23 protein-coding genes and 1 pseudogene are annotated in these 23,182 nt (G+C 48.5%); 18 read left to right on the top strand and 6 right to left on the bottom strand.

The features are described 5' to 3' along the window. The first annotated feature begins 49 nt into the window (after positions 1-49). The 12 genes from Pla110_RS11935 (at position 50) to Pla110_RS11880 (ending at position 10,459) form a co-directional block, all read left to right on the top strand. Positions 50-1,726, top strand: a complete 1,677-nt coding sequence (locus Pla110_RS11935; protein WP_144995983.1) for a type IV secretory system conjugative DNA transfer family protein — start codon at positions 50-52, stop codon at positions 1,724-1,726. 4 nt (positions 1,727-1,730) lie between these two features. Continuing rightward, positions 1,731-2,045, top strand: coding sequence for a hypothetical protein (locus Pla110_RS11930; protein ID WP_144995982.1), 315 nt, complete (start codon positions 1,731-1,733; stop codon positions 2,043-2,045). 54 nt (positions 2,046-2,099) lie between these two features. Then, positions 2,100-2,537 (top strand): hypothetical protein, encoded by a 438-nt coding sequence (locus tag Pla110_RS11925; protein WP_144995981.1) that lies wholly within the window; start codon positions 2,100-2,102, stop codon positions 2,535-2,537. Positions 2,538-2,673: 136 nt separating this feature from the next. Then, the gene (locus Pla110_RS11920; protein ID WP_144995980.1) at positions 2,674-2,922 is read left to right on the top strand and encodes a hypothetical protein; all 249 of its coding nucleotides are present in this window, start codon (positions 2,674-2,676) and stop codon (positions 2,920-2,922) included. 140 nt (positions 2,923-3,062) lie between these two features. Then, positions 3,063-3,560 (top strand): hypothetical protein, encoded by a 498-nt coding sequence (locus Pla110_RS11915; protein WP_144995979.1) that lies wholly within the window; start codon positions 3,063-3,065, stop codon positions 3,558-3,560. A 127-nt stretch (positions 3,561-3,687) separates the two neighbouring features. Then, positions 3,688-6,528 carry a MobF family relaxase gene (gene mobF, locus Pla110_RS11910; protein WP_144995978.1) on the top strand — a complete coding sequence of 947 codons (2,841 nt, stop codon included), beginning with the start codon at positions 3,688-3,690 and terminating at the stop codon, positions 6,526-6,528. Positions 6,529-6,533: 5 nt separating this feature from the next. After that, positions 6,534-6,932 carry a hypothetical protein gene (locus tag Pla110_RS11905; RefSeq protein ID WP_144995977.1) on the top strand — a complete coding sequence of 133 codons (399 nt, stop codon included), beginning with the start codon at positions 6,534-6,536 and terminating at the stop codon, positions 6,930-6,932. A 98-nt stretch (positions 6,933-7,030) separates the two neighbouring features. Further along, on the top strand, positions 7,031-7,432 hold the full coding sequence (locus Pla110_RS22640; protein WP_197440154.1) for a hypothetical protein: 402 nt from the start codon (positions 7,031-7,033) through the stop codon (positions 7,430-7,432). 229 nt (positions 7,433-7,661) lie between these two features. Then, positions 7,662-7,883, top strand: a complete 222-nt coding sequence (locus tag Pla110_RS11895; RefSeq protein ID WP_144995976.1) for a hypothetical protein — start codon at positions 7,662-7,664, stop codon at positions 7,881-7,883. After that, entirely contained in the window at positions 7,880-8,209 is a 330-nt protein-coding gene (locus tag Pla110_RS11890; protein ID WP_144995975.1) for a type II toxin-antitoxin system RelE/ParE family toxin, read from the top strand. Before Pla110_RS11895 ends, Pla110_RS11890 begins: the two co-directional genes overlap by 4 nt. A gap of 478 nt (positions 8,210-8,687) precedes the next feature. Further along, the gene (locus Pla110_RS11885) at positions 8,688-9,458 is read left to right on the top strand and encodes a hypothetical protein (protein WP_144995974.1); all 771 of its coding nucleotides are present in this window, start codon (positions 8,688-8,690) and stop codon (positions 9,456-9,458) included. A gap of 32 nt (positions 9,459-9,490) precedes the next feature. After that, positions 9,491-10,459: a polysaccharide deacetylase family protein gene (locus tag Pla110_RS11880; RefSeq protein ID WP_144995973.1), complete on the top strand. Its 969-nt coding sequence runs from the start codon at positions 9,491-9,493 to the stop codon at positions 10,457-10,459. Here Pla110_RS11880 and Pla110_RS11875 read toward each other — a convergent pair. Next, the gene (locus Pla110_RS11875; protein ID WP_144995972.1) at positions 10,451-11,377 is read right to left on the bottom strand and encodes a hypothetical protein; all 927 of its coding nucleotides are present in this window, start codon (positions 11,375-11,377) and stop codon (positions 10,451-10,453) included. The two genes, Pla110_RS11880 and Pla110_RS11875, sit on opposite strands and share 9 nt — an antisense overlap. Before the next feature lie 447 nt (positions 11,378-11,824). On the opposite strand from Pla110_RS11875, the gene Pla110_RS11870 reads away from it, so the two are divergent. The 4 genes from Pla110_RS11870 (at position 11,825) to Pla110_RS23175 (ending at position 17,729) form a co-directional block, all read left to right on the top strand. Further along, entirely contained in the window at positions 11,825-12,856 is a 1,032-nt protein-coding gene (locus Pla110_RS11870; protein ID WP_144995971.1) for a DUF1559 domain-containing protein, read from the top strand. A gap of 51 nt (positions 12,857-12,907) precedes the next feature. Continuing rightward, positions 12,908-14,899, top strand: a complete 1,992-nt coding sequence (locus Pla110_RS11865; RefSeq protein WP_144995970.1) for an SUMF1/EgtB/PvdO family nonheme iron enzyme — start codon at positions 12,908-12,910, stop codon at positions 14,897-14,899. A gap of 772 nt (positions 14,900-15,671) precedes the next feature. After that, positions 15,672-17,111, top strand: a complete 1,440-nt coding sequence (locus Pla110_RS11860; RefSeq protein WP_144995969.1) for a hypothetical protein — start codon at positions 15,672-15,674, stop codon at positions 17,109-17,111. A gap of 12 nt (positions 17,112-17,123) precedes the next feature. After that, positions 17,124-17,729: a cysteine peptidase family C39 domain-containing protein gene (locus tag Pla110_RS23175; RefSeq protein WP_144995968.1), complete on the top strand. Its 606-nt coding sequence runs from the start codon at positions 17,124-17,126 to the stop codon at positions 17,727-17,729. Here Pla110_RS23175 and Pla110_RS22635 read toward each other — a convergent pair. After that, positions 17,689-17,829, bottom strand: a complete 141-nt coding sequence (locus Pla110_RS22635) for a hypothetical protein (RefSeq protein WP_197440713.1) — start codon at positions 17,827-17,829, stop codon at positions 17,689-17,691. The genes Pla110_RS23175 and Pla110_RS22635 overlap by 41 nt on opposite strands. Before the next feature lie 155 nt (positions 17,830-17,984). Here Pla110_RS22635 and Pla110_RS11850 point away from each other — a divergent pair, with 155 nt between their 5' ends. Beyond that, positions 17,985-19,085 carry a hypothetical protein gene (locus Pla110_RS11850; RefSeq protein WP_144995967.1) on the top strand — a complete coding sequence of 367 codons (1,101 nt, stop codon included), beginning with the start codon at positions 17,985-17,987 and terminating at the stop codon, positions 19,083-19,085. A 321-nt stretch (positions 19,086-19,406) separates the two neighbouring features. Here Pla110_RS11850 and Pla110_RS23170 read toward each other — a convergent pair whose 3' ends face one another. Together Pla110_RS23170 and Pla110_RS22630 are read right to left on the bottom strand one after the other, a co-directional pair. Further along, on the bottom strand, positions 19,407-19,547 hold the full coding sequence (locus Pla110_RS23170; protein ID WP_390620437.1) for a transposase: 141 nt from the start codon (positions 19,545-19,547) through the stop codon (positions 19,407-19,409). Between the two features lie 66 nt (positions 19,548-19,613). Then, on the bottom strand, positions 19,614-19,751 hold the full coding sequence (locus Pla110_RS22630; RefSeq protein WP_197440152.1) for a hypothetical protein: 138 nt from the start codon (positions 19,749-19,751) through the stop codon (positions 19,614-19,616). A gap of 411 nt (positions 19,752-20,162) precedes the next feature. Between Pla110_RS22630 and Pla110_RS11840 the strand changes: the two genes are divergently transcribed. Beyond that, a complete protein-coding gene (locus Pla110_RS11840) occupies positions 20,163-22,079 on the top strand; it encodes a glycosyltransferase family 39 protein (protein WP_144995966.1) in 1,917 nt (638 codons plus the stop codon). Positions 22,080-22,233: 154 nt separating this feature from the next. Here Pla110_RS11840 and Pla110_RS23165 read toward each other — a convergent pair. Continuing rightward, positions 22,234-22,782, bottom strand: a pseudogene (locus Pla110_RS23165) (IS30 family transposase); the annotation flags it as partial. A gap of 208 nt (positions 22,783-22,990) precedes the next feature. Then, a complete protein-coding gene (locus tag Pla110_RS23160; protein ID WP_144995965.1) occupies positions 22,991-23,140 on the bottom strand; it encodes a helix-turn-helix domain-containing protein in 150 nt (49 codons plus the stop codon). Between the last annotated feature and the right edge of the window lie 42 nt (positions 23,141-23,182).

Below are 23,182 nucleotides of genomic sequence, written 5' to 3'. Positions count from 1 at the left end.
CTCGTTTCAACATCAAGCATCGCCATGACTTTTTTAAGGGAGTTCGGCAATGAGCACTAAACCATCAGCAACGAACCAAGATAAATATCGTCCCCCCTTCATCAGTCTGCTGTTTAGTGGTTTCTGGAGTCTGATTTCTTATCAACTCTATCTCTGGGGCCAGCAAGGCGAGGAGTGGTCCACCTTTGGCTGTCTCCTCACCGGGTTTATGGCAATAGGACAGGTGATAAAAAGTATGAACGACCGATTCAAGCGATCCGCTCTGCGGCTTAAGCAACAACGGTTCAAAACGGGAGCCAAAGCACACGGGCAGGGACGTTTTGCCAATGCCCAGGATATTACCGATTCCGAACTCTTTTCTGACCGTCAAGGCATTTTCCTGGGAACACTACGGACAGGAAAGAATTCTTCCATCGATGTTTTCTTTGATGGCCCCCAAAGCCTCAGTCTGATCGCGCCTCCAGGTGAAGGAAAAACAATGAGTCTGGTCGTGCCAACCTGTCTCGCTAATCCGGAGCAAAACTTAATCATAAATGACCCTTCAGGAGAAATCTATGCGTTATGCAAAGCGGCTCTTGAACAACAGAACTACCACGTCGTGGTGATGACCCCTTTTCCGGAAGAAGTGAGTCAGCGTCTCGGAGAAGAAGTGATCGACGTGGGTCTCGATCTGTTTTCTGGGTTCGATGCCGATATGAACCTGACCAGCATCCGACCAAGACTACTCGCCATTATGACTTGGGTAATGCCCGGACGTCCGGACATGGATGAAAAGAGTGAATACTTTTTTAAGTATGCCCGCATGCTGGGAGGTTTTCTGGCTCTCAAAGAACTGGCTGAAGGTCGCAAACCAACTCTACCCGCCATTCGGCGGCACTTGATGGAAGGGCTCGCCTATATTCGGGAGTTATTTGAGCAAGCGGAAGGCTCCACCGCTTTCGGTGGGGTCTATGAAGAACTCGCCAAATCTTTAGGAGGATTATTGGTTGCGGCTCCGCAACAATTTGCGGGGGGCTATGGGATCGCAGAGCAAGCTTTGGATGTTTTCGACCATTTCTCCTCGTTAGGAAAACATACAGCGGAATCGAAGTTCGATCCCCGTGTACTCAAAGATCCTCACCAGAAGACAGCACTGTTTCTGATTTCGACGCTGGAGATGATGGAAACCGTGGCTCCGGTCACGGCGATGACGCTGACTTACTTGTTCGGCACGCTTGCCGCCGACAAGCAAGCAGGTCGCTGTACCGCCATTATTGATGAGTGCGGAAGCCTAGTGATGCCTCGGCTCGCTACTTCCCTCCTGTTCTACCGCAAAGCCAACCTGCGTTGTTTACTCATCTGGCAGGACCTCGCCGGTCAAGCCGAGAAAAACTATGGCAAAGTGGGCCTGCGTCAAATCATGTCTGCCAGCAAACTCAAAATCGCCATGGGTTTGCAGGAACCGGAAACACTTGAAATGTTTAGCAAGCTGTGTGGAACCCAGGCAGTGGTCGATCCGTCTCTATCAGATCGGGCGGCGAAAGCCGAACCCCTGCCTGAATTGACGGTCAGTTTGAATCATCGCAGTCTGCCTTTGTTAAGAGCTGACGAGATTCGCATGATGAGTGGCGAAGAAATGCTGATTGTCGGCGGCAACTTGCCTCCCCTACAGCTTCAAAAAGTTCCTTACTGGAAACGGCCTCATTTGAAAGAACGGGCGGGCCATTCACCCTATTACCATGGATAAAAATATGTCTCATCAAAAGCAAGACAATGACTTGGATTTGGTCGTCGGTACTTTCCGTCGCTACTTCCAAAAGATGTGTGTGCTGGGAGTCGTGGCTTTGTTGCTGCTCATCGCTTCCATTGTGGTTGGTTTACCCCACATTCAGACAACCTATACCTATTCCGGACCTAAGCCGAAAGGCTCTGCTCCGACTACTGAGCAGAAATTAGACGCCTGGTACTTCAGTCTTACCGGCTGGCAACATGTCGAAAGCGGGCAGTACGGAAATCAAGGTTGTCCTCCGATTTTGTTTATCCCGCTTTGGGATTGCCTCGATTGAAAGCAACCTTCAAAGCAAGGTGTTTCTATTCCTCTATTCTTAAGGATTTGTTCCATGAAAAAGCAAAACTCAAACCAAGCTGCCTGGCAACAACTGGCTGCGTCCAGTGGCTTTAACGGTCTGCCACCCAAAGGTCCCAGCCTCACGAGCTCAGAACCTCCTGCATCTAAACCCACGCTCACCCAAACTTTCAACGCATCTTCAAAGCAGTCGACGGAGTCTAGCAACCTCGTTCAGCCTGTTACAAAGAAACAGATAGAAGCTTTGCGAAAGGAAATGTCACAACCCAAACCGACATTGGAAATGAGTCCTCTTGGTAACATCAATGGTGCCCGTGATCCCGAAGCTGATCGCAAGATCATGCAGACGATTAACGCTCTGACCGAACAGTTAGGGAAAAAGAAAGGACTCAAAGACCAGTTTGCTTTAGCCGACAAGAAAAGCCAGCTCAAAACCTCGTTCAACCAAGCTGCGAACGATAGAGGAATGTAACCAGTCGGCGATAGCGTCGCGTAACACCTCGCTTTCAAGCATTCACTGCTTCCTATCGCCATGAGACTTAGCTTGGGCAAACTCTTAAAGTTTGCTTTCTTTAACAATAATGTGCCAACATCAAAGGATGAATATTGTGCCTCAAAATACCTTAAATCAATACCGTGACGATAACACGCGAGAAATCGATTTAGCAGATGGCTCTAAGCGATCCGTCCGCATGACGCCTCTTTTGTGGGAAAAATTGGAGTTCCTCCAAATCGTGGAAGGAGTGACCACTGCGGAGCTGGCGACTTACGCACTGGAAGAAATGACGTTGCAAGACGTCACTTTTGATCGTGCTTTCCGTGGTGTGGTGGCTCATCTGGCTAACCGCTGGACCTAAAAGCAGTTTCAAAACCCTCTGAGAAGGAACCTTGCCTTTCTATGTGTAGTGACAAGAACAACCACAACCAGGTTTAGAAATAGCCTCTATCCAATCTTCGAACGTACGAGAACCTCTTCTTTTTATTAGAAATGAAACCAATGAATACCATCCAAGATGCGAGTGCCGCCATTCTGGCTTTGCTCCAGCCTCTCGAACGAGAAGCAACCGAGCTCCAAGAGCGACTTCACGAAATCGATCAAGCTAAAGCTCCCCTGGAAGCGGCATTGAAAGCGCTCACGCCGAATAAGAAAGGGAAACCCAAAGCGGGCCGCAAAGCAAACAAACCGTGTGCCCGCAAAGCGGATGTACTAACCGTCTGTAGAACTCTGGTCGAAGAAAACCCCGGCATTACCCTGACCGTACTGGAAGAGTCGGCCAAAGAGAAACTCTCGGGGGAACTCGGATTCAGCTTAAGCGGCGTCCGCCTCCGCTTAAGCGAGTGCCTCTCTTCCAATGAGTTTACGGTCAGTCCTGGTGATGTGGTCTCGATAGCGGTGGCAAAGCGGACCGACACTCTGAATACGTCCGTGTTCACTCCGAAATCTGTTACTGAATTTCCTGTGGATCGTCTGCCTAGACGAGAGAAAACGGATTGATTCGTGAGCTCGAAATCGAGCAGGCTAAAACTACCTAAGCCACGCTTAGGAGATAAGCCTATTACTACTATTTTAGACTTTACTGACTTCGTAACTTTCCTGTTCCTCCCACGCGAAGAGTCTTCTCATGCTCACCATGACCCAAGCGAAAAGCATCACCGGAACCGAAAAATATTTCGACACGGTTCTGACGCAGGGTGACTATTTCTGTTCCGATGCCGAGGTCAACGGAACCTGGAATGGGAAAGGAGCCGCGATCCTGGGCTTAAGCAGCGGCAGCGTAGTCACCAAGCAGGAATTCAAAGCCCTGCTTTCTGGCAATCATCCCGTTACAGGAAAGAAACTGGTTCAACGTCTGCGTAAAGACCGCAGGCCTGGGGTCGATCTTACGTTTTCCATTCCGAAGAGTGTTTCTTTAGTGTGGGCCATCAACCGGGATGAAACCATCCTGGACGCGTTACGGGAAGCGGTGAAAGAGACGATGACTCGGGACGTGGAACCGCTCATGTGTCGCCGGGTTCGTGCCGGTGACAAAGCGGCTTCCAAAGAACGGGTCCAGACCGGCAACCTGATCTATGCCGACTTCCTGCATAAAACGTCGAGACCGGTCAATGGACAAGTCGACGCACACCTCCACATCCACGCTTTTGTGATGAATCAAACCAGCCATGCAGGAAAACACTACGCCGCCGAGTTAGAAGAAATCTTTCGGCAACGGTTGAGCCTGCAAGCCAAATTTGAAGCTCGCTTCGCGCGCATCCTCCACCACAAGCTGGGTTATGAAGTTGAAAAAGTCCGCTTCCTGCAAAGCGGACGCATGAAAGCGGGCTGGGAGATCAAGAGGATCGACCGGGCGACCATCGAGAAGTTCAGTAGCCGCACTCAGCAAATTGAAAGCTTTGCGGAAGAGCACGGCATTGCAGAACCTGCCGCTAAAGGAAAGCTGGGAGTGAGAACCCGCGAAAAGAAAGAACGGGGTTCGACGGTGGAACAACTGCGAGAGGAGTGGGTCTCCCGTTTAACCCTGCAAGAACAGGAAACGTTCCAATCACTTCGTGATCGGAACAAAGCAGAAAACCAGGACAAAGCAGCCACGGTAGAAGCTTCCCTGCGTTACGCCCTGGAACATCACCTCTATCGTCAATCGACCGTGGAAAAACAGACCGTTATCGGAACGGCTTTAGAACATGGATTAACCCTATTGCCCGAAGAGCTTGAAGCCGCTTTGCAAACAGAAACGATCCTGCATGGTTCGCAAGAGATACGCGGAGCCAAGCGGGATTTCATTACGACACGCGAAGTCCTTGATGCCGAGACGCGTATGATCGGCTTTGCCAGAGAGGGCCGGGGAACGCGAATGACGATGGCTCGGAAAGAACACCAGTTCAAACGGGACTGGTTAAACTCAGCCCAAAAGAATGCAGTCCGACACGTATTGAATTCACGCGATACCGTGATGGCCGTCACGGGGGGAGCTGGTACGGGAAAATCCTCGTTAATGGAAGAAGCGGCGGAAGCGATCCGTAGTAATGGTAAAGAGGTCTTTGTGTTTGCTCCCAGTACCGGAGCCCGTGAAGTTCTGGAAGAAAAAGGGTTTGAGAATGCTCAGACGGTCGAGCATTTGCTACGGAACGAAAAGCTCCACTCGGAATTGAAGGATCAAGTCCTCTGGATCGATGAAGCGGGATTATTGGACGTGCGAGCGATGAACGGCATCTTTGCGATTGCAAAGCAGCAAAACGCACGCGTGGTGCTGTCCGGCGATACGCGGCAACACGCTTCACCCCGTCGGGGAGAAGCGATGCGGTTGCTGGAAGCGAAAGCCGGTTTAGATATTGCTCGGGTGGAAACCATTCAACGGCAAAAGGACCGCTATAAGAAAGCGGTCGAGTTGATTAGCCAGGGGCATACTATAGTGGACCCCCAAAGAGGGCTCTCGGGCATGGTGGCAGGCTTTGACCTGTTGGACAGAATGGGCAAAGTTAAAGAGATTGGTGCGGACCAACGGTATGACGTTCTGGCAAAGCAATATCTCAAGTCCCTCAAAAAGAAGCAGAGCACGCTGATTGTGGCTCCTACCCATGCGGAAGGCCGGGCGGTGACCGAACATATTCGCGAGCGGCTAAGAAAAAAGGGGGCGATAGGGTTAGAGAGTGTCGAATTTAGTCGCTTGCAGTCGCTGAACTGGTCGGAAGCGGAGAAGTCGGAGGCTAGTAGTTACGACCAAGCCGGACTGGTGGTGCAATTCCACCAAAATGTTAAAGGGGGTTATAAACGGGGGGAACGCTATCGCGTTTGTCGCGATACGGAAGGGAAGGCGGCTTTGACCCCGCTGCAAGGGGGACCGCTTAAGCCAATTCCGCGCGAGGTTGCCAGTCGGTTTGAGGTTTATGAGGAAGTTCAAACCCGCTTCTCGGTCGGCGACAAAATCCGGTTTACCCTGGGAGGCAAAGCAACCGACCACAAACGGCGTATTAGCAATGGCCGTCTGGATGAAATTACCGGCTTTGATCGGCATGGCGATCTCAAGCTTAAAAGTGGAATGACCGTTTCACGCCACTATGGACATTGGGACCTGGGTTATGTCGTGACAAGCCATGCTTCCCAGGGTAAGGACCGAGACGTGGCGATAGCCGCTATCGGCTCCCAGTCACTTCCCGCTGTGAATGCCAAGCAGTTCTATGTGACCGTGTCACGCGGTCGTGAAGAAGTCACGATCTACGTGGACGATAAAGCGGCGGTAAGACGGGCGATTCAGAATGCCGGAGAACAGTTGACTGCCACGGAGATGATGCAGGGTACACCTTCACCAATAATGAAAGCGGCCCGGCAACAGCATCAGCGACAGCGATTCTTGCTCGACCGGGTTCACCAATGGTGGCGAGCCCGCTTTCCGAACCGAGAACGTTCTCAGACTCAATCAAACAACATTCCTTTTCAATCCTCTCCCGAACTTAGCAGGAGTTAATCAGCATGAGCAACTTACCCTTTCCTTCGAATGAGAACTCGCTTCAGAGCGGCCATCGACTGAAATCGGCCACCGAACTCCCGTGGAAACGGTCTCATCCCAATGATCCTCCGTTGATGATGTTCCAGGTTCATTTCTTTGATGGTCGGGTGACAAGCTACGCTTATAGCGATCTACGAGAAGTCCGCTTGCGAGACGCGGGCCATTTGCAACTCTGTCTCTTCGGGATGGAGAAATACCACGTGACTATCGAAGGCCGAAACATGATCGAATTGGCCGAGTTAATCGGAGCAGGCAAAATGAAATCATTGATGGAGATGGGCCCCCGTACTTTCGAGAGAGCGGAGCAAAGCCCGTCCATTGACAAAGTCACTATCGAAACGCTGAGCGGTCCTGCTTACTAAATTCGATTCATGACTTCCGATCTGTTTTATTACTTACTGCTTTATTCTCATGCAGCATTTTTATCAGAGACCTTCATTCCCAAGAGAGGCTGAGACTCATGTTTAATCATTCCCCCTATCGCCCCCAACCTCATCAAGAATCAAGTCCGCCGCAGGGTCCTACCGACCTTGTCGACTACTCCTGGTTTGATAGCCGGTTTGAGAAACTGCTCAACCGTTTTTCTACCCTGGAAACTGTCCTGACCACCATGGAACAAAAGGTATTAGCTACCAATGCGGTTCCGGAGGTCTCTTGTGCGCGAGAATATTATTCCGTTTCGGAGTTTGCCACAGAGGTCGAACGGGGTGAATACACCGTCCGTGAATGGTGTCGGCTGGCCCGTATCCATGCCGAGAAATGTGAATCGGGACGAGGGGACGCCAAAAGCTGGAAAATCCCCGTCGATGAGCTTCAGCGATACCGGGACCATGGATTACTACCCTTAAGATACCTGCGGTAAAACGGGGAGGTTTTTGTCAATCCTCCATCACTAGATCCTGTCCAGGATAGGTGTGGCGGCTCACGGTCCCGAAAAGCCCTTAAAAACAGGAGGCTACGCCGCCAGAACACACTACGGTTAAGTGTTGATGCTTCCTTCTGGGTATTATTCGACACTTCGGAACATTTGCAAATTGTCTTTGACGTGTGCTTAGACAAAATGATATGATCCAAGAGAGAGGATATAGTCTATGGAAATCAAGATCGCAGCGAATGAAAGTCTTCAAAACCAGGCGATTGCCGCCGGTTTTGGGTCACTGGAACAATACATTTACAATCTTCTGGATCGTGATGCGGAACGTGTTGCCATTCAGCAAGGAATTGATGCACTCAACGAAGGACGTGTCATTTCTTCAGAGGAAGTTTACCCTGATATTCGGAAGAGGTTAGAGCTGCCCCCGACGGCTCAATGAAATATCCCATCGAATATACGGAACCCGCCAAAAACGACATCGAAGAAGCGGTTAGATGGTGGCGGGATCATCGGTCTCCTGCTGAGGCCAGCAAATGGCTGGCTGAGATCGAAATCAAAATCAACAAGACACTCTCAAGTGATCCTGAACGCCTGCCGCTTGCCCCTGAAAGTGATCTTTCCCCCTATGGTCTGCGTCAACTCATGTTTGGTTTAGGGCGTCGTTTGACGCATCGCATTGTGTTCACGATTAGAGATGGAAAAGTTTTCATCTTGCGTGTTCGCCATGCGGCTCGAAAAGATCTCACCCAAGACGACTTGAATTGACTACCGATCCAGAAAGCCAGTCCAGTAATAGTTGTCTTTACGGCATTTTGTTACATTCGTAGAGCAGGGTGTGAATACATCAATTCTTGAAGATCCATCATCTATTGATTGAAAACAATAATTGCCTGTGAAACATGTCCATCACAGACTCACTGGCGATAGGGAAGACTATCTCGGCTGCCACATTACGCCCGACTGAGTGCTGATCAGCAAGATTGCTCGCGAGTAAGAAGAAATCAAATACGCACGCGTGGGGTCGCATTCGGAGTTATAAAAAAAGAACCATCGCAGGGATGGAAGTCACGATTAATTCAGCAGCAACTCTATAAGTCTGTTTTCGTAAATTTGGAGAATCACTCGGCGATTGAATCAGCTATCTGAGACATCTCTCGCTTTGAACTTGAACCACCTCTTGTTTGTTAATAGACTAACACTATCTTGGTTTTCTTTCCGCTTTCTCGAAAAGGTGGCTTCTCCCATGCGGGATGAGTTTTACGTGAAGGAGTCCACCGGGACTTTTGGACCGGTTACCTTTGCTAAACTGGTCGAGCTGATCCGTGCTGGTCGGTTTACACTGCAACACTCCATCAAACAGGGGCGAGATGGTAAATGGATCGCAGCGGAATCAGTAATGAGATCGCTGAAGCACCGTTACCCGGAACTAGTGCAGGCTGATATTCCTAAGGACCAAGTGAGTAAGTCGGTTCCTGAAGAAGAACAGTTTCCTCACCAAGTCAAGACCCCTCCCATCCACCGCGTTTCGCAACAAAAGAGCGCTTCTTCACTAACCTACAAGCTGTGGGACCTTCAGGATGGTTGTGCAACGGTCCTGCGATCTAAAGTGACTTGGGGAATTGCTGTACTTCTCGTATGGGCCAGTATGAACCTTTATTACTACCAGAAATCAGCTAATCCTTACGCGACTGAAAAAGCTTATTTTCAGACTTATTCGCAGATTTGGGATGAATCTAAGACCTTGCGTGCCGCGAAGGCGGATAAGGCTAAATGGGCCGAATTTGAATCACGGGTTTTACCGCAAATTCAAATAATTGCCGCCGAATTGGACGAGACGGCCACTCCCAGCAATCAGTTGCAGATGCAACTATTGTGGTTAGGTCAGGAACATTTGCCGAACGCTATTCGGTCAGCTAATGCAGAGCGTAATGATGCCGCAAAGCTCGTCGAGTCTCACCTGAATCAGGCAGAACGCTTGCTTATCGGAGCCGGAGTTGATCTGGCTTCGCTTTAAAAATAATCTCCCTCCACTAATATGGGAAAAACATGTCCAATCGGCTCAAACTGACTCTCTCCTTTTTGATGGTAGGTGGGTTTTGCACCTGGTTGCTCGCGACCGTTCCGGATGGAAAACTCCGACTCCGTTATCTCATGATCCATACCGATGATGCCGGTATGTGCCACTCCATGAATGTCGCAACCATGGAAAGCCTGGAACGCGGGATTGTGACTTCGGCCAGCATCATGCCTCCTTGCCCCGGATTTGACGAGTTTGCGGTTTGGGCCGAGTCACACCCAGAATACGATTATGGAGTGCATTTAACGCTCACTAACGAAACCAGGCGATTCACTTGGGGCCCGGTTCTTCCCAAAGAAAAAGTTTCCAGTCTCGTGGATCAGGATGGGAACTTCTGGCGGACTTCTCAGGAAGTCGCGAAGCATGCTCAGCGTGAACATGTTGAATTGGAACTGCGGGCTCAAATCGAAAAAGCCCTGGAAGCGGGTATCCGGATCACGCATATGGACAACCATATGTACTCGCTACTTGGCCGTCAGGACTTGATCGAGCTTTATGTCGAATTAGGGCTGGAATACGATCTCCCGATACGGCTCCGCCGCGTGGACACCATGCCCCTCAAACAACGCGCGGAGTTCTACGGTGGCTTGCTGGAGGCCTATGCTCAAGCGGGAGAAAAACTGGACGACCACCAGATGCCACTCTTCGCCTATGCAGAGTCTGACAACTACGATGCACCTCCGGATGAAAAACGAAATCATTTTGTTAATGCAGTGAGAACGTTGCCCGGCGGGGTTTCCGAATTCATTATTCACTGTGGCTACAAGGAAACGACAGGGCCAGAGCCTCCCTATATCTCCGGGCGACAGGAGGACTTTCGGGTGTTCAATTCACTCGAAATGGATCGAGAGCTGAAACGGCATGGAATTCAATTATTAAACTGGGAGCAATTCCGCCAGATGCGGGAAGCAGGACAATTTCCCTTGGGATCAGAGTGATGGACTTGCTTCTGTTGGAGTGGAAGTTGATGACCATCCTCGTAATCGGCGTAGAAGACGATTAACAGTGAAGTACCACTGTTGACGTCTCAATAGCCAAGCGTTCCCGAATAGCAATCCGACTTCTAATAATGCTACAGCGATCAGGCCGGATTGCTGCATTGCTTCCGGAAAGAGGATCAGGGCGAGCTTGATATTGATTAGGCTGAGATTCCCCGCGTGACATATTCCCAGGAGCAGCACGAATAGGAGGGAATTCCGTCCTATCGTCGCCAGCAAGGTTTCATGAGTGGCCAGTATGGAAAAGGCCACTAGAAGGCATAGTAAGACTCCGATGGAAATGAGCGCAAAAGATGGCGTCCACAAGTAGTGATTAATGGGTATTTCCGATGAAATCAGAAATCCCCCCGTGGCAATGCCAGCCCCCGCAGCAAAGGTTAAAAGATATCTCTTGTGTGAAGATTTCGTTAAGCACCATGTTACGCTCAAGCTGCCAACTAACACGACAGGCAAGCTGGCAATAATCGACGTCAGACCGTACGTGTCCCAATTCCCAAACAGCTTATTACCGGGTAGATACAGGCTATCGATATAAGCCAGTAGATTATTCTGAAAACCATAGGGATAGATAGGTTTCAAGTTAGTATCCGTGTAGGGCGCGACTTGATAAGAACTGATCAGGTAAAAATAGTTAATCAAGATAAACAGGCCTAATCCCAATTGCCCAATAGGGGGGAGTAACCTCAAGCAGCCAAACACCAGTAACGTGGCGAGTGCAATGTGATGTAATGGGCCAGTCCAACGTAGCCCTCCCTCCCAAAGTAGATTCTCCCACAGCATGCCGATTGCAATCAGGGCAAGACAACGAAAGGCAATGCCGATTGTTTGATTCGCAGGATTGTTCTGTATAAAGAACACGAGCGAGGCTCCTGTGCAAAACAAAAAGAGAGGCATTGCTAGGTCGAAGAGATGTAGCCCGTCCCAAATCGATCCCTCTAGATGACTCTTCAGTTCCACATGAATTGTGGACTGAATATCTAGACTCACAGTTCCGCTGGCAAATACATATAGGGCAACCAGCATCACTCCTAAGCCTCGCAAACTGTCTAAACCATGTTGGCGATGTGGCAAAACGCTCTCTTCAAGCTTATTCATTCTGACTATCTCACTGGTAAGGTTTGCAAAGCATTGAATCAAATGCATGTTTCATCCTATGGCAGTCTAATACTCTGCCATAATATTGGGTGCAGTTTTTTAATTAAATGAAAGAAATATATCCAGATTATGTTTGATGATTGAATTGCATTGTGGTCAAGTAAAAGCATAGCAGAAACATGGTGTCAGATTTAATGGATTGTAAATTCGATGCGAGTTAAATCCTCTTTTCTATTTTCATTACAACGCCAGACAAGGTCAGCTTTCTCTCTGGTCGAGCTGGTCGTGGTGATCTCCGTTGTCACTATTTTGCTTTCTCTGCTGATCCCCGCCGTGCAGTCCACGCGTGAAAGTGCCCGGCGTGCCACATGCATCAATAACTTGAGGCAAATCGGAATCGCCTTTCATTCCTATCACGATCTTGAACGGCAGCTCCCTCCCGTTTATCTGGCGACCCGTAAGGAAACAGGGTCGGTTTTGCCGGTATTTCTGCAAACGTCTATTGGTGACGTGGATGACGTCAATATTCATACCTACGCCGAGCGGCTGCTTCCATTTCTTGAAAATAACAATCTCTACGAAGCCATTGATTTTTCTCAACCGATGTTCGCTCCAGTCGATTTGACGTCCTTGGGATTGCCGAATTACACCGCCGACAATCAAAGCATCGTCGCGCGACCGGTTGCTGTTTTTCTGTGCCCATCGACGCCCCGTGTCGAGAAGGTGCATACTGATACGTGGAGCGATCTTGGTATCGATATTGAATTCAAAACGGGGGCTACTGATTATGGGCCCAGTTCTGGAATCGGGCACCTGTTACGACCGTTTGCTGCTCCCGAAGAGGCTAGTCTGCCAGAAGGGGTGCTGTCTAATAATCATCCGGACTTGTCATTTAGTAATATTACCGATGGGTTAAGCAATACGGCTATGATGTGGGAGATTGCCGGTCGCCCCGATCTCTATGAGTACGGCAAGAATACTGGTAGTAAAACAAAAGGGGGGGGCTGGGCGGATGTGCTCAATGCGGAGAACTGGTTCATTGGTTATTCGGGAGCCGGTGGAGATGTGTGTGCTATTAACTGCACGAATGCCGCAGAAAGTGGCGTGTATAGCTTCCATAACGGAGGGGTAAATGTCCTGTTGTGTGATGGCTCTGTTCACTTTCTGGGTGAGAAGGCGAGTATCAGGACATTTGTAAGTCTCGTGACGTATCAAGGTAAGGTTAGCGTCTCAATCGACTGATGAAGATTGACATTGAATTTTGGGCTCGGAAATTAAGACAAGGCGAAAGTAATGTCTGAGGAGTCATCAACAACTTGGAACTTCCGATGGAGCATCAAAGAGTGGATACTCTTGATCGTCATTGGAAATATTCTGTTTCTGGTCGGCGTGCCTGCGTTGGCTCGCTTGCAGGAAATGTCACGACTTCAGACGTGTGAATACAACTTGTCGCAATTAGGTGTTGCGTTAGAGTCGTACCATGACACGCACAGGGTTTATCCCCCTGCGGCTCATTGGGGTTCCGAGGGGCTGGATCTGCCAAACCTCCTCTCTCACGAGTTTCCTACTAAAGTAGAAGTGACGCGAGATAATTGGGTGCAGATGCTGCTGCCTTATCTGGGGGATGGCGACAGCTTTTCGTTCCGCTCGGATTTACCAACCATCGCACCGGAAAATGCTGCGGCTCGGGAATCGGAATTCCCAGCACTTAGTTGTCCCAGTGATACGTATAATCGCCCCGACAACCAATACGAACTTGAAACGCCGGACGGATCGCTCGTCTACTTTGCTCGCGGCAATTACGCGATCAATGGTGGGAGTGAATATGTTCCCGCCGAGTTTGGAACGCTTTCCAACCCAGGTCCAACGGAAAATCGTTATGTTTACGACGAGGGAACTCGCGAGTTTCAATGGTGGGGAAATGGCTTAGCGGGGATCAATAAAAGTTTTTCTCGATCTGATATCGTGAATGGTGCGTCCACATTTGTAGCCCTCGAAGAAATTCGTGCGGGCCTTGATCCGATCGATCCCCGCGGCGTGTGGGCACTTGGTCAGATTGGCGGAAGCATTACCTGGGGGCATGGAGTCGTCGGTGATGATGGAGGTCCAAACTATGTCGAAAGCGATTCGGGTGAGGACGACATATTGGGGGCGCCCGCGTTATACAAAAAGCTAGGTGCAGAGTTTATAGACGGAAAGAAAATGGGGGCGTGCGACTATTGCAACGAAAATGCCCAGGCAACTGCCCGCAGTATGCATTCGGGTGGTGTCAATGCCATGCTGCTCGATGGCTCCGTGCGGTTTGTGTCGGACACGGTTGAGAAAACTCTATGGCACGTCATGCACTCACGTGAAGCGCCGGAAGCCATCTTCAATTCGGAAACGTTTGAGGATGAACTCGCGGGTCTATACGAACCAGGGGAAGCGGAATCAGCAGTTTCTGTTTCTCAAGCTTCAGCCCCGTCTGAGGTCGAGCCTGCCTCAGTTTATATCGAAAATTCAATCGGCATGAAGTTCGTCGCGGTGCCAGATGGTGAATTTTTGATGGGGCTGCCCAATAAAGGCAATGAATTTCCGTATCCCGATGATGCCGTCCCCCATAAAGTACGCCTAACACACCCTTTTTATTTGGGGCTTCACGAGGTGACACAAGAGCAATTCGAACAAATAGCGGGGAATAACCCGAGCGCCCATTCCGGAACCGGAGAATACCGAGAAAGAGTGACATTAGAAGACACATCGGAATGCCCTGTAGAAAATGTTTCATGGGATGATGCCGTTCGCTTTTGTAATCTGCTCTCAGCTCTTCCGGAAGAAAAAAAATACGGGCGAGTTTACCGCTTGCCAACCGAGTCCGAATGGGAATGGGCTTGCCGGGCGGCAGACACCGAAGAGATTGAGCAGCATGCGGAATGGATAAAAACTAATGAGACTGGTGAAATTGGTAGCCGGGATAACAAGCTAGCCGACCAGATTACTACCGTACCAGTTGGGACATATCCTGCCAACAGGTTTGGCGTCTATGATATGACCGGAAATGTATTTGAATGGGTATCAGATTATCGCCGTCGCGATTACTACGCTAACTCTCCCGTCGATAATCCCCGTGGGCCAGCAACAGGATATCTTCATGTTATCCGCGGATGGTATTGGGTCGCGACGGGGCCATACTGTAAGGTGTATGTGGCTAACGACCCATGGAAAGGCAGTCCGTTTATTGGATTCAGAATAGTCTGTGACCTTACTGCTAATAAAAATGGCTATGTAGACATTACCCGAAAGTAATAAATGCCTCGCAACCACAATTCGACCCCATTTGTTCAAGGACTTGTGGCATGGTATTTGGTAACTATTTCAATAGTATTTTTTAAAAGGACTTCCACTATGAACATCGCTTGCTTGTTTAATTTGTTTCCCTATGCATTAGGTGTTGTGCTCTCGTTATGCTCGCTCGGCTACGTAGCGTCAATAGATAGAGCACTCACTCCAATGTCACATGAGGAGCAACTGTCGACGGTAGGAGGGCAAGATGACTTCTACACAGACCAATGCATTCGGCCTCTGGTGGCTTGCCCAACTTGCATTCAGCCAAACTGCGTTCCAATATCGGCTGGATTGAATTGCAAGTTTACCTCCACGGCACGGGACGGATGTTCTGCGACAGGCAATCACAGGGATTGTACTGACACAGTCTTTGGTAGTTGTGATCCTAACGCCGCGGCTGCCTGCGGGAGTTCAATGACGCCTGTGCCTTGTCCACCGAGGCAAAATCTGGCGCACGACTGCACCACTCCGGCAGCATGCGTAAGCGGCGGCAGTGCTTGGTGCAACACTTGCATCTGAACGTACGTCATTTACATTGCTGGCAACTGCGTTTGATATGGTATTCTACGTTGGGCTGTTGGGAAGAAGCTCTATTGCAGACGACGTGGGAAAGTGGTCCGCGAAGAGAATTGCCGATCATCCAAGAGGGGACCAAGTAGGGTTCTGACAGCGCTACTCCCCTCTCGGTTTTTTCTTTAACCCTCGAATCTCGCTCTTTCAAAGAACTCTAGACATGCATGCCATTGCGTTGTTCATTTCTTACTGTCCCGCTCACTCTGCGCGGACGATAGCTTTAATTACGACATTATCCATACTTGCGGCTTCTTCGCTATATGCTGACGACCGTTTTGAGGAATGGACGCCAGAGGATGTGATCGCCGGATTTGATGGGAATCGCAAATCATTTGAGGGCCTCACCCTGTGCTGGAGTACTTCGAGGGAGTTTAAAGAGGCATGGTTTACCATGATTGAGCGCGCGATACACCAAACGGAACAAGAACTGACAAATAGTTCCGACGGCAGTATAAGAAATCAGTTAATCAGCAGGATATCCAGTTATAAGTCGATGCTGGAGTCACCGAAAAATCGAGGAGTAAGAACGATCTATTTAGGATTTTCAACGGACTGGAACGGTTTTGTGCTCTGCCTTCCGAAACAGGACACAGGTCCCCTTTCAATCAGCAAAATCGCGTCCCCTGTTCCAGGCAATCTCCTCACCACCCATTCCGATATTCAAGTTCTTGCATATTCGCCCGGCAATGACGATCTCTTTCGAATGTGGCACGGAGTGGATAGCTATGGTGGACAGACCGCAACAATACTTGTGAATTACCCTCCTGTGGCGAACATTTCACTGCCCCCATTTGGATATATAACACCGCACAACGGTGGTCCCGCTCATGAAATAGACCAATTTTTTCTGCATAATCGAGATAGTTACAAAATCATAACAAATGGTCCGCTTTTAGAAGGCTTGTCTCCTGATATTATTGTTATGGAGTATTCAGAGGAGAAGCCTGTTGAGGCGTTTCTCACTGCTGGTCAACGGGAAGAGTATGGGACTCGTTTGCAGCTATTCAGTGGACAAACGGCTTATATAGATACCACAAAGGGTTTCTTGCCAATTCGAATAGAGCGATTTTCCCGGAATATCGTTGACGGAATTCCGGTCGTTGTTGAAAATTCTCACGATGGAGAATTAAGCAGAGAGAGTATGCACGACATAGAGATAAAAGAGGTTTCCGAGGGAAAGTTTTACCCAATATCTGGAACCATCACTTATAGGATTAATGACCCTGGCATTGAGGGGCACGTACCTACCTCCATTGAAGAACTGATCCGAACCAAGACTATAAAGACAGTTGCGCAAGTACCTTCAGAGGTTGCGAAATGGAGTGTGTCGGAAGTTAAAGAACGAGCACTCGAAAATTATGCAATGGAATTTCCCGATTCGACGGCTGTCTATGACAAGACGAAAGCGGAATCTCGGGTTATCGGTGAAATTGAGGATGTGGTTGACGATTTCGCCGATAAATCTAAGGGTAATTCAAGTAAAGCAACGCTACTCAATAACCCTACGTTGTGGGTTGTAGCTGCCAATCTGTTAGCCGTATTAGCCATCGGCTTTTATTATGTATCACAGGTCCGAAAAAAGAAAAGAAATGCGAAGTGAGGTCATTCTGTAATGTTTCGTTGCAGTGTATTTATCGTTCTGTCATTCATTACGCCTTGCGTAATGTTCGCCAGTGACAACACCGACACATTGGCCAATAAAAAGGTGCCCTGTGGCGTGGCAAGCACTACGTTACTTTTAAAGCTAAACGGGCAAGACGTGACATATTCAGATGTGGAGAAAGAATTCCTTCGAGATCATGAAGCAACAGAACTAATGACGCTGTCATTTGCTGATTTGGCAACCGTACTCAGAAGATTTTCTGTTCCAACCGTCTCATATCGCGTGGAATCAACTATCGACGCACGGAATCTTCCGACTCCGAGTATTATATTTATCCAGGATGCTAGCGGGCAGACGGACGCTGGTCATTTCGTAGTGTTAAAACATTTAGACGACGACGGAAGAGCAGTGTTAGCAGACGCTACAAAACTCAAGCCGAACATCGTCATGCCGTTAAGCAAGTTGCAGAGGTATTGGAAAGGAGAGTTGCTAACAACAAGACCTTCGTTTGCGAACGTGACGGGATTGTATGTACTATTTGGATGTTGTTTGGTGGCATCGCTGTATTTCGGATTTAGGTCTTGGAGACGAGAAAAAAATAAGGTTTACGTATGAAGACATACCGCAAGTGCGTCAGTGAGATGAGTGGAGTGCAAACGATGAAGACGTCGATTTCCAATGCATAAATATTCTGTTCTACGGTTGGTTGCGGCACCGGTGCTACCTGCCAGTGTCTCTGGATAGCTCTCGCAGGAATAATGACTCACTAAAACCCGGTTGTGGCTGTTTTCGAATCTACAATACAAGGTTCAGTACAACCCATCAGAGGGTTTCAGGACCACTTCTAAACAAAGTGAAAGAAGAAACAGGATGCGGAAAACTGTACAATATTTAGTGCTGTTGACAACTAGTCTTATGATGATGTCGTGTGCTAGTGAATCGGATTTACCGTATGACTTGGCGCCGTTGGCTGATAGTGGCGCAAATGACACTTTTATAGAGACTCGTACAGCAACACAGGTCACAAGTGGATTAAAGGTTCTTCCGGAAACACTAGAGATGGGCGAGGTATCCAGTGACTATGTTGAAGGTAGTTTTACAATCTCAGTTATAGGAACGGAGCCTGTTGAAATTAAGTCTGTAAAACACATGTGTTGTGGGGCGGTAACAGTCAAACCTGAGTTAGCAGGGAAAACCATCCTACCAAATAAACCGATAGATGTAGTCATGGCAGTTAACAAGCGAAAATTCGGAGAGTTTTCGGCGATCGCTCAGGTTACTTCCAGCCCGGGTATTCCTGTCAATCTCGTTATGAACATGAATTTTTCAAAACTGCTTGATATTGGGCCTGAAGAAATTCTGGAAAAAGCAGTATTAGGGGAATCTATCGAAACTGCGGTCACCGCCCAATATTTGAGGAAGGAGGATGAAGAACCACTAGAACTAATCCAAGACAAATCAGATTTTGGAATATTTAAGCCGGTGTCGGTCAGCAAAAAGTCGGCCCGCTTTGTTCGCCATCCAGATGAAACAGAGCAGTCATGGAGAGATACAATCGAAATCAAGTTGGCAGCCAAAGATCCCATGCCTCTTGGGATGCACCAGTCTCACCTCTTACTTAAATGGAATAACAATCTATCTCCGACGAAATTACCTGCTAGAATTGATATACTCCATGTTGTAAAACCTAGGGTTAGGCTCCTTTTCGTAGGGGCCGTATCTCCCGGTCAGATCTTGACTCGTGAGATTTCTTTGATTGTGCATGATAAGGACGCCAAGTACCCCAATATTGACTCAATCAAGGCTGTTCCGGATGACGTGGTAAATGTAAATGATGAGTCTAATAATGAGAATATTTCGGTTACCATTACCGCCCCATCGGAGACTGGGCGTTTTTCAGCAGATGTGACCATTGACTTCGAGGGGGATCTACCCGACTTGGTAATCCCAGTGTCAGGAATTGTAAAATAATTGGGACGAGAACTCACTCGAGAAACCCTGACAGGGCGACGAATGGAATCGGAATCGCAACTGTTGTTGCGTGAAGTTGCGATTGATGAGGTGCGTTGCGATTATTTGTCGGGCTCTGCATAGTTGTGAACTCCTGATGGTGGACGGGTGTAACAGCCTTCACCCAAGGAGTGGTATTCAGGGAGCTTGCCAAAGTGGTCTAATATACTTGGCTGATCAACCGATTTGAATGGCATCCTGGTTAGAGGCAAGGCAGCTTCAAAACCTCTTAAGTATAGTGAACAGACAAGCGAGTTGCACGAAGCCGTGGAACAGATGAGCTTAGTATTCGTAGCGAACCACGATGCGCCGGTAGGTCTTCAACCAGCCGATGGTGCGTTCGATTTTCCAGCGTCGGCGATAGCGGCGTAGGGTTCGACCGTCCTGGATCGCCTTCTTCTTTCTGTTCTTCTTATGCGGCAAAATCAGTTCAATTCCTCGCCAACACTGAAGCCGGTGTCGCAGCGCATCACTGTCGGCAGCTTTATCCTAGAGCAGGCGAGTCGGATCACGATAAGGGATCACGGAATGATCGAGCAGCGGTTCAATCAACTTCTCTTCAGCAGGCGATGCGCTATGAACCTCCGCACTCAGGGGCGTTCCTTGACGACCATCGACGAGCAACATGATCTTGGTCTCCTTGCCGCACTTGGTGGGACCAACGCATTCCCCCCTTTTTTTTTGCAGGGGCCAATGCGCCGTCTGCCATGCCTTCCGAACAGTCGATCTTGCCATCCAACTGGAGTTGTTCTACGAGTCGCTCCCAAGCGAGTCGGGCCTTCCCAAGGAAAGAGGTCTTCGATCAAAAGCCATGGCTCATCAGTGAATTCCGTAACACAGTCCGTCCTGGACGCTGCAAGGTACCGTTCGAGTGAGGGGTACAGCTCCAGCGTCAATTCCATTGTTGAGTCTCCTTTCGAAGACATGACAATGCAATCAACAGGCCAAACTGTTCAGTAGGTTCATGGTTTTGCAACTGCTTTGCCTTTAAGTTCATAGCATGTTGTTCTCAGATTTTCTTCGACTGGAGTGTTGCAAGTGAATGGCTCGACATCAAGGCGATCATGGATAATAACTGCCGGCATAGTAATTTATGGTGCACTTACTGCCATTAGTGCGGCCATGTCAACATCTGTCACGCATAACGAGGCGGCGCACGTATGTGCGGGATTAAGCTATTGGGAGCATGGTTCATGGCATACGTATGCGCACAATCCGCCCTTCGCCAAGCTATTGATGAGCCTTCCGGCTTATGCTAAGGGTTTGTCAGTCCCAGAAAACTTGTTGCTTGAGCACTCCAGCAGGCGTACGGAAGTTCTATTGGCGGAAGTGTTTCTGGAGTCGAATGGAGAATCCGTATATTGGATGTTCACAATGGCTCGCATGGTGTCAGTAGGTTGTTATATCATCGCAGCGGTAGTAATTTCTTGCATTTCACAACGAATATTTGGCGGCTATGCAAACGTTGTCGGTTCATTAATGTGGTGCTTTAATCCATTTGCGTTGTCTTATGCAGCGATTGCATCCCCCGATATGCCCTCGGCCCTAATGGCAATTGTTTGTATCGACTCTATACGCCACGTGTTCGAAAAGCCCCTCTTATTACGGGTGCTATGGACAGGTTTGGTCATCGGAGTGGCACAGATTACAAAATTTTCATTAACTTTATTGTATGTGGTGCTCATAATAAATGCTGCTTATGAAATTGCGATCGCTTGTTTACGATGTTATGGACTCAAGGGCAATGAGCTGCCATCAAGTGAAGTTGGCGATGCCGGGTACTCTCCTATATTCCAAGTGTGTCTATGCCGAAAGGTTATTCGTACAATTGGGGAAGTGTCCTTAGTGCTTATTGGAATTATGTTAGTTAGCGTGCTGGTCATTTCTGCCGGCTATCTATCGCTCCCACCCGTGAAATTCAGACAAGAGGTGGCGTATCAGTCGACTCATCTGACAGATATCCAATCCATTGTATCGCTGGGTCCACCATTTTTCGCGAACTGGACATTAGGGCTACTTCCGGAACCATATTTCTACGGACTGGACAAGCAACTTGCCGACTTTGAATCCGGCTGGGAGAATTATTATAATGGACAAGTACGGAGGTCGGGATGGCCAATGTACTACGTCATTACGATGGCCGCGAAATTGCCGGAGGTATATTGGATTTTGATGATAATGGCAGTAGTTTCTTTGTGGCGATCTAGGTATGAGTTCAGTAAGGTTTGGCTGTTCGTATTGTTTTCTTTACTCGTTACAGGGGCGGTAAATTACAATAACTCGATAAACGCATCTCGGTATTTATTGCCGCTTTTTCCGTGTGTAGCCGTTCTCACAGGCGTTATAATGGCATCCAACCGAAATGAAGGCAGGGTTTGGCGTAAATGCTTTGGGGCGACGTTACTGTTGGGCATTCCGCTGTCAGTTCTTCCATGGCATCCTAGCTACTTAGGCTACTTTTCAAGCGTCAGCTGTGAAGTGGGAGGAATGCATAGAAAGTTCATCTATTCTGAGAACGATTGGGGACAAGATATTTTAATATTAGATAGGTGGTATGCCAAAAAATCGTTCAACGCCTCGCTTCATGTTGCCGTATATTCACCATGTCCTTGGCCCTATCCTGGTTTAAGCTCAGAACTTAGGCTGAATAGCACGTTTATGCCCACTGAGTCAGTCGGACGTTTCGCACGCGTTCCAACTTGCCCGAAAGTGGGGTATCTCGCAATTAGTGTTACATGCCTGAATTTGGCGTGTGCAACTTCATATGAAACGGGAGACCGGTATCCAGCATGTTCAGTCAAACAAACGAAGTTTTGTAAATGGGTAGAATCTAGAGTTCCTATGGATTGTGTTGGTGCTTCCATTTACGTTTATAGGTTTACTTCTGACGACGTCGACGAGTGGAATGCCATATCGGATATGCCTTGTGAGCTAGGGCAACGCAGCGTAGAGTAAAGCTGAAATCCTGAGGCCGGAATTCTTGAATCACGCTGCAGAAAATCCATGCAATTGACGTGGCGTACTGTTCTGCTCAGGCGTGTGTCGTTTTCGCTTTTTCGTTGTCATTGAAGTTCTCCTTGAAGTCCATTATGGACTCCGGTTTCCCTCATTACAACTGGTTCAGATTTTTAAAGGCATGCCAATTCGTCTCATTGGGCAAAAACCTCCTAATTCTGCCATTCGTATTTTCGTTTGTTCCTTTTTGCCAAGGAGAACGAGCGTCGCAATAATAGCTATCAAGACCCAGATGCGGATTCAGAGCCCGCCAACCCATAAATCCCGATCCGCGATCAAAGGTTACTGAACGCCGCGATAATTGGGGCAGGGACGTTAGGTGGTCTTTGATTTGGCCAACAACAACTGCTGATTTTCGATTCTGGTTCTTAATTAAAACCGTGAATCTACTTTTGCGTTCGACCAGTGATGTCACATTGCCATGTTCGCGTCGAAAAATCACCAGATCACCTTCCCAATGACCAAAGTTCCGCCTATCTCCAACTTGATCAGGACGATTGGGAATAAAAAGACGTTTCGGTACACCTCGAAGGTGCCTGGGTGTTCTACGGCCACGTTTGCGTCTATTAATGAACCTCCGGCAAAGATATTTATAAAGTCGCAACATACGTCCTTCACGGCTGTAAATGAAAGCATAAATCGTTTCATGACACGTGAAAAGAACTGGGGAGGGAAAGACGCCTTAAAAAGCCCGCAATTTGTTCCGGCGACCAGGCTATCTTTAGCTTGCTGATTACAAATGCTCGTAAATCTCCACGTTGCAACAGTTTACGAAGCGTATGTCGGCGCCGGGATGCAAATTCATGGGCATTCACATGAAATTAACCGTTGTAAATTTTATCTTCATCGAATTAGCTGTTGCGTTGAACTTCTCGAAATATCGTCGAGCGATGACGCCCCAATTCTTGCGCAATAGCAACCACAGGCATCTTCCTGCTAAGCAATTGATGAATTTGACGACGCTCTTCGAGCGAGAGGTGAGTGTGATTTCTTGGTTCCATTTGTAAAAACTCCTTCTATCAAACCGTTGAAATTAGTCAGTT

It is taken from the genome of Polystyrenella longa (assembly GCF_007750395.1).
Taxonomy (GTDB): domain Bacteria; phylum Planctomycetota; class Planctomycetia; order Planctomycetales; family Planctomycetaceae; genus Polystyrenella; species Polystyrenella longa.
Note: the sequence above shows the minus strand (reverse complement) of the source record. Positions and strands in the feature narration are given on the sequence as shown.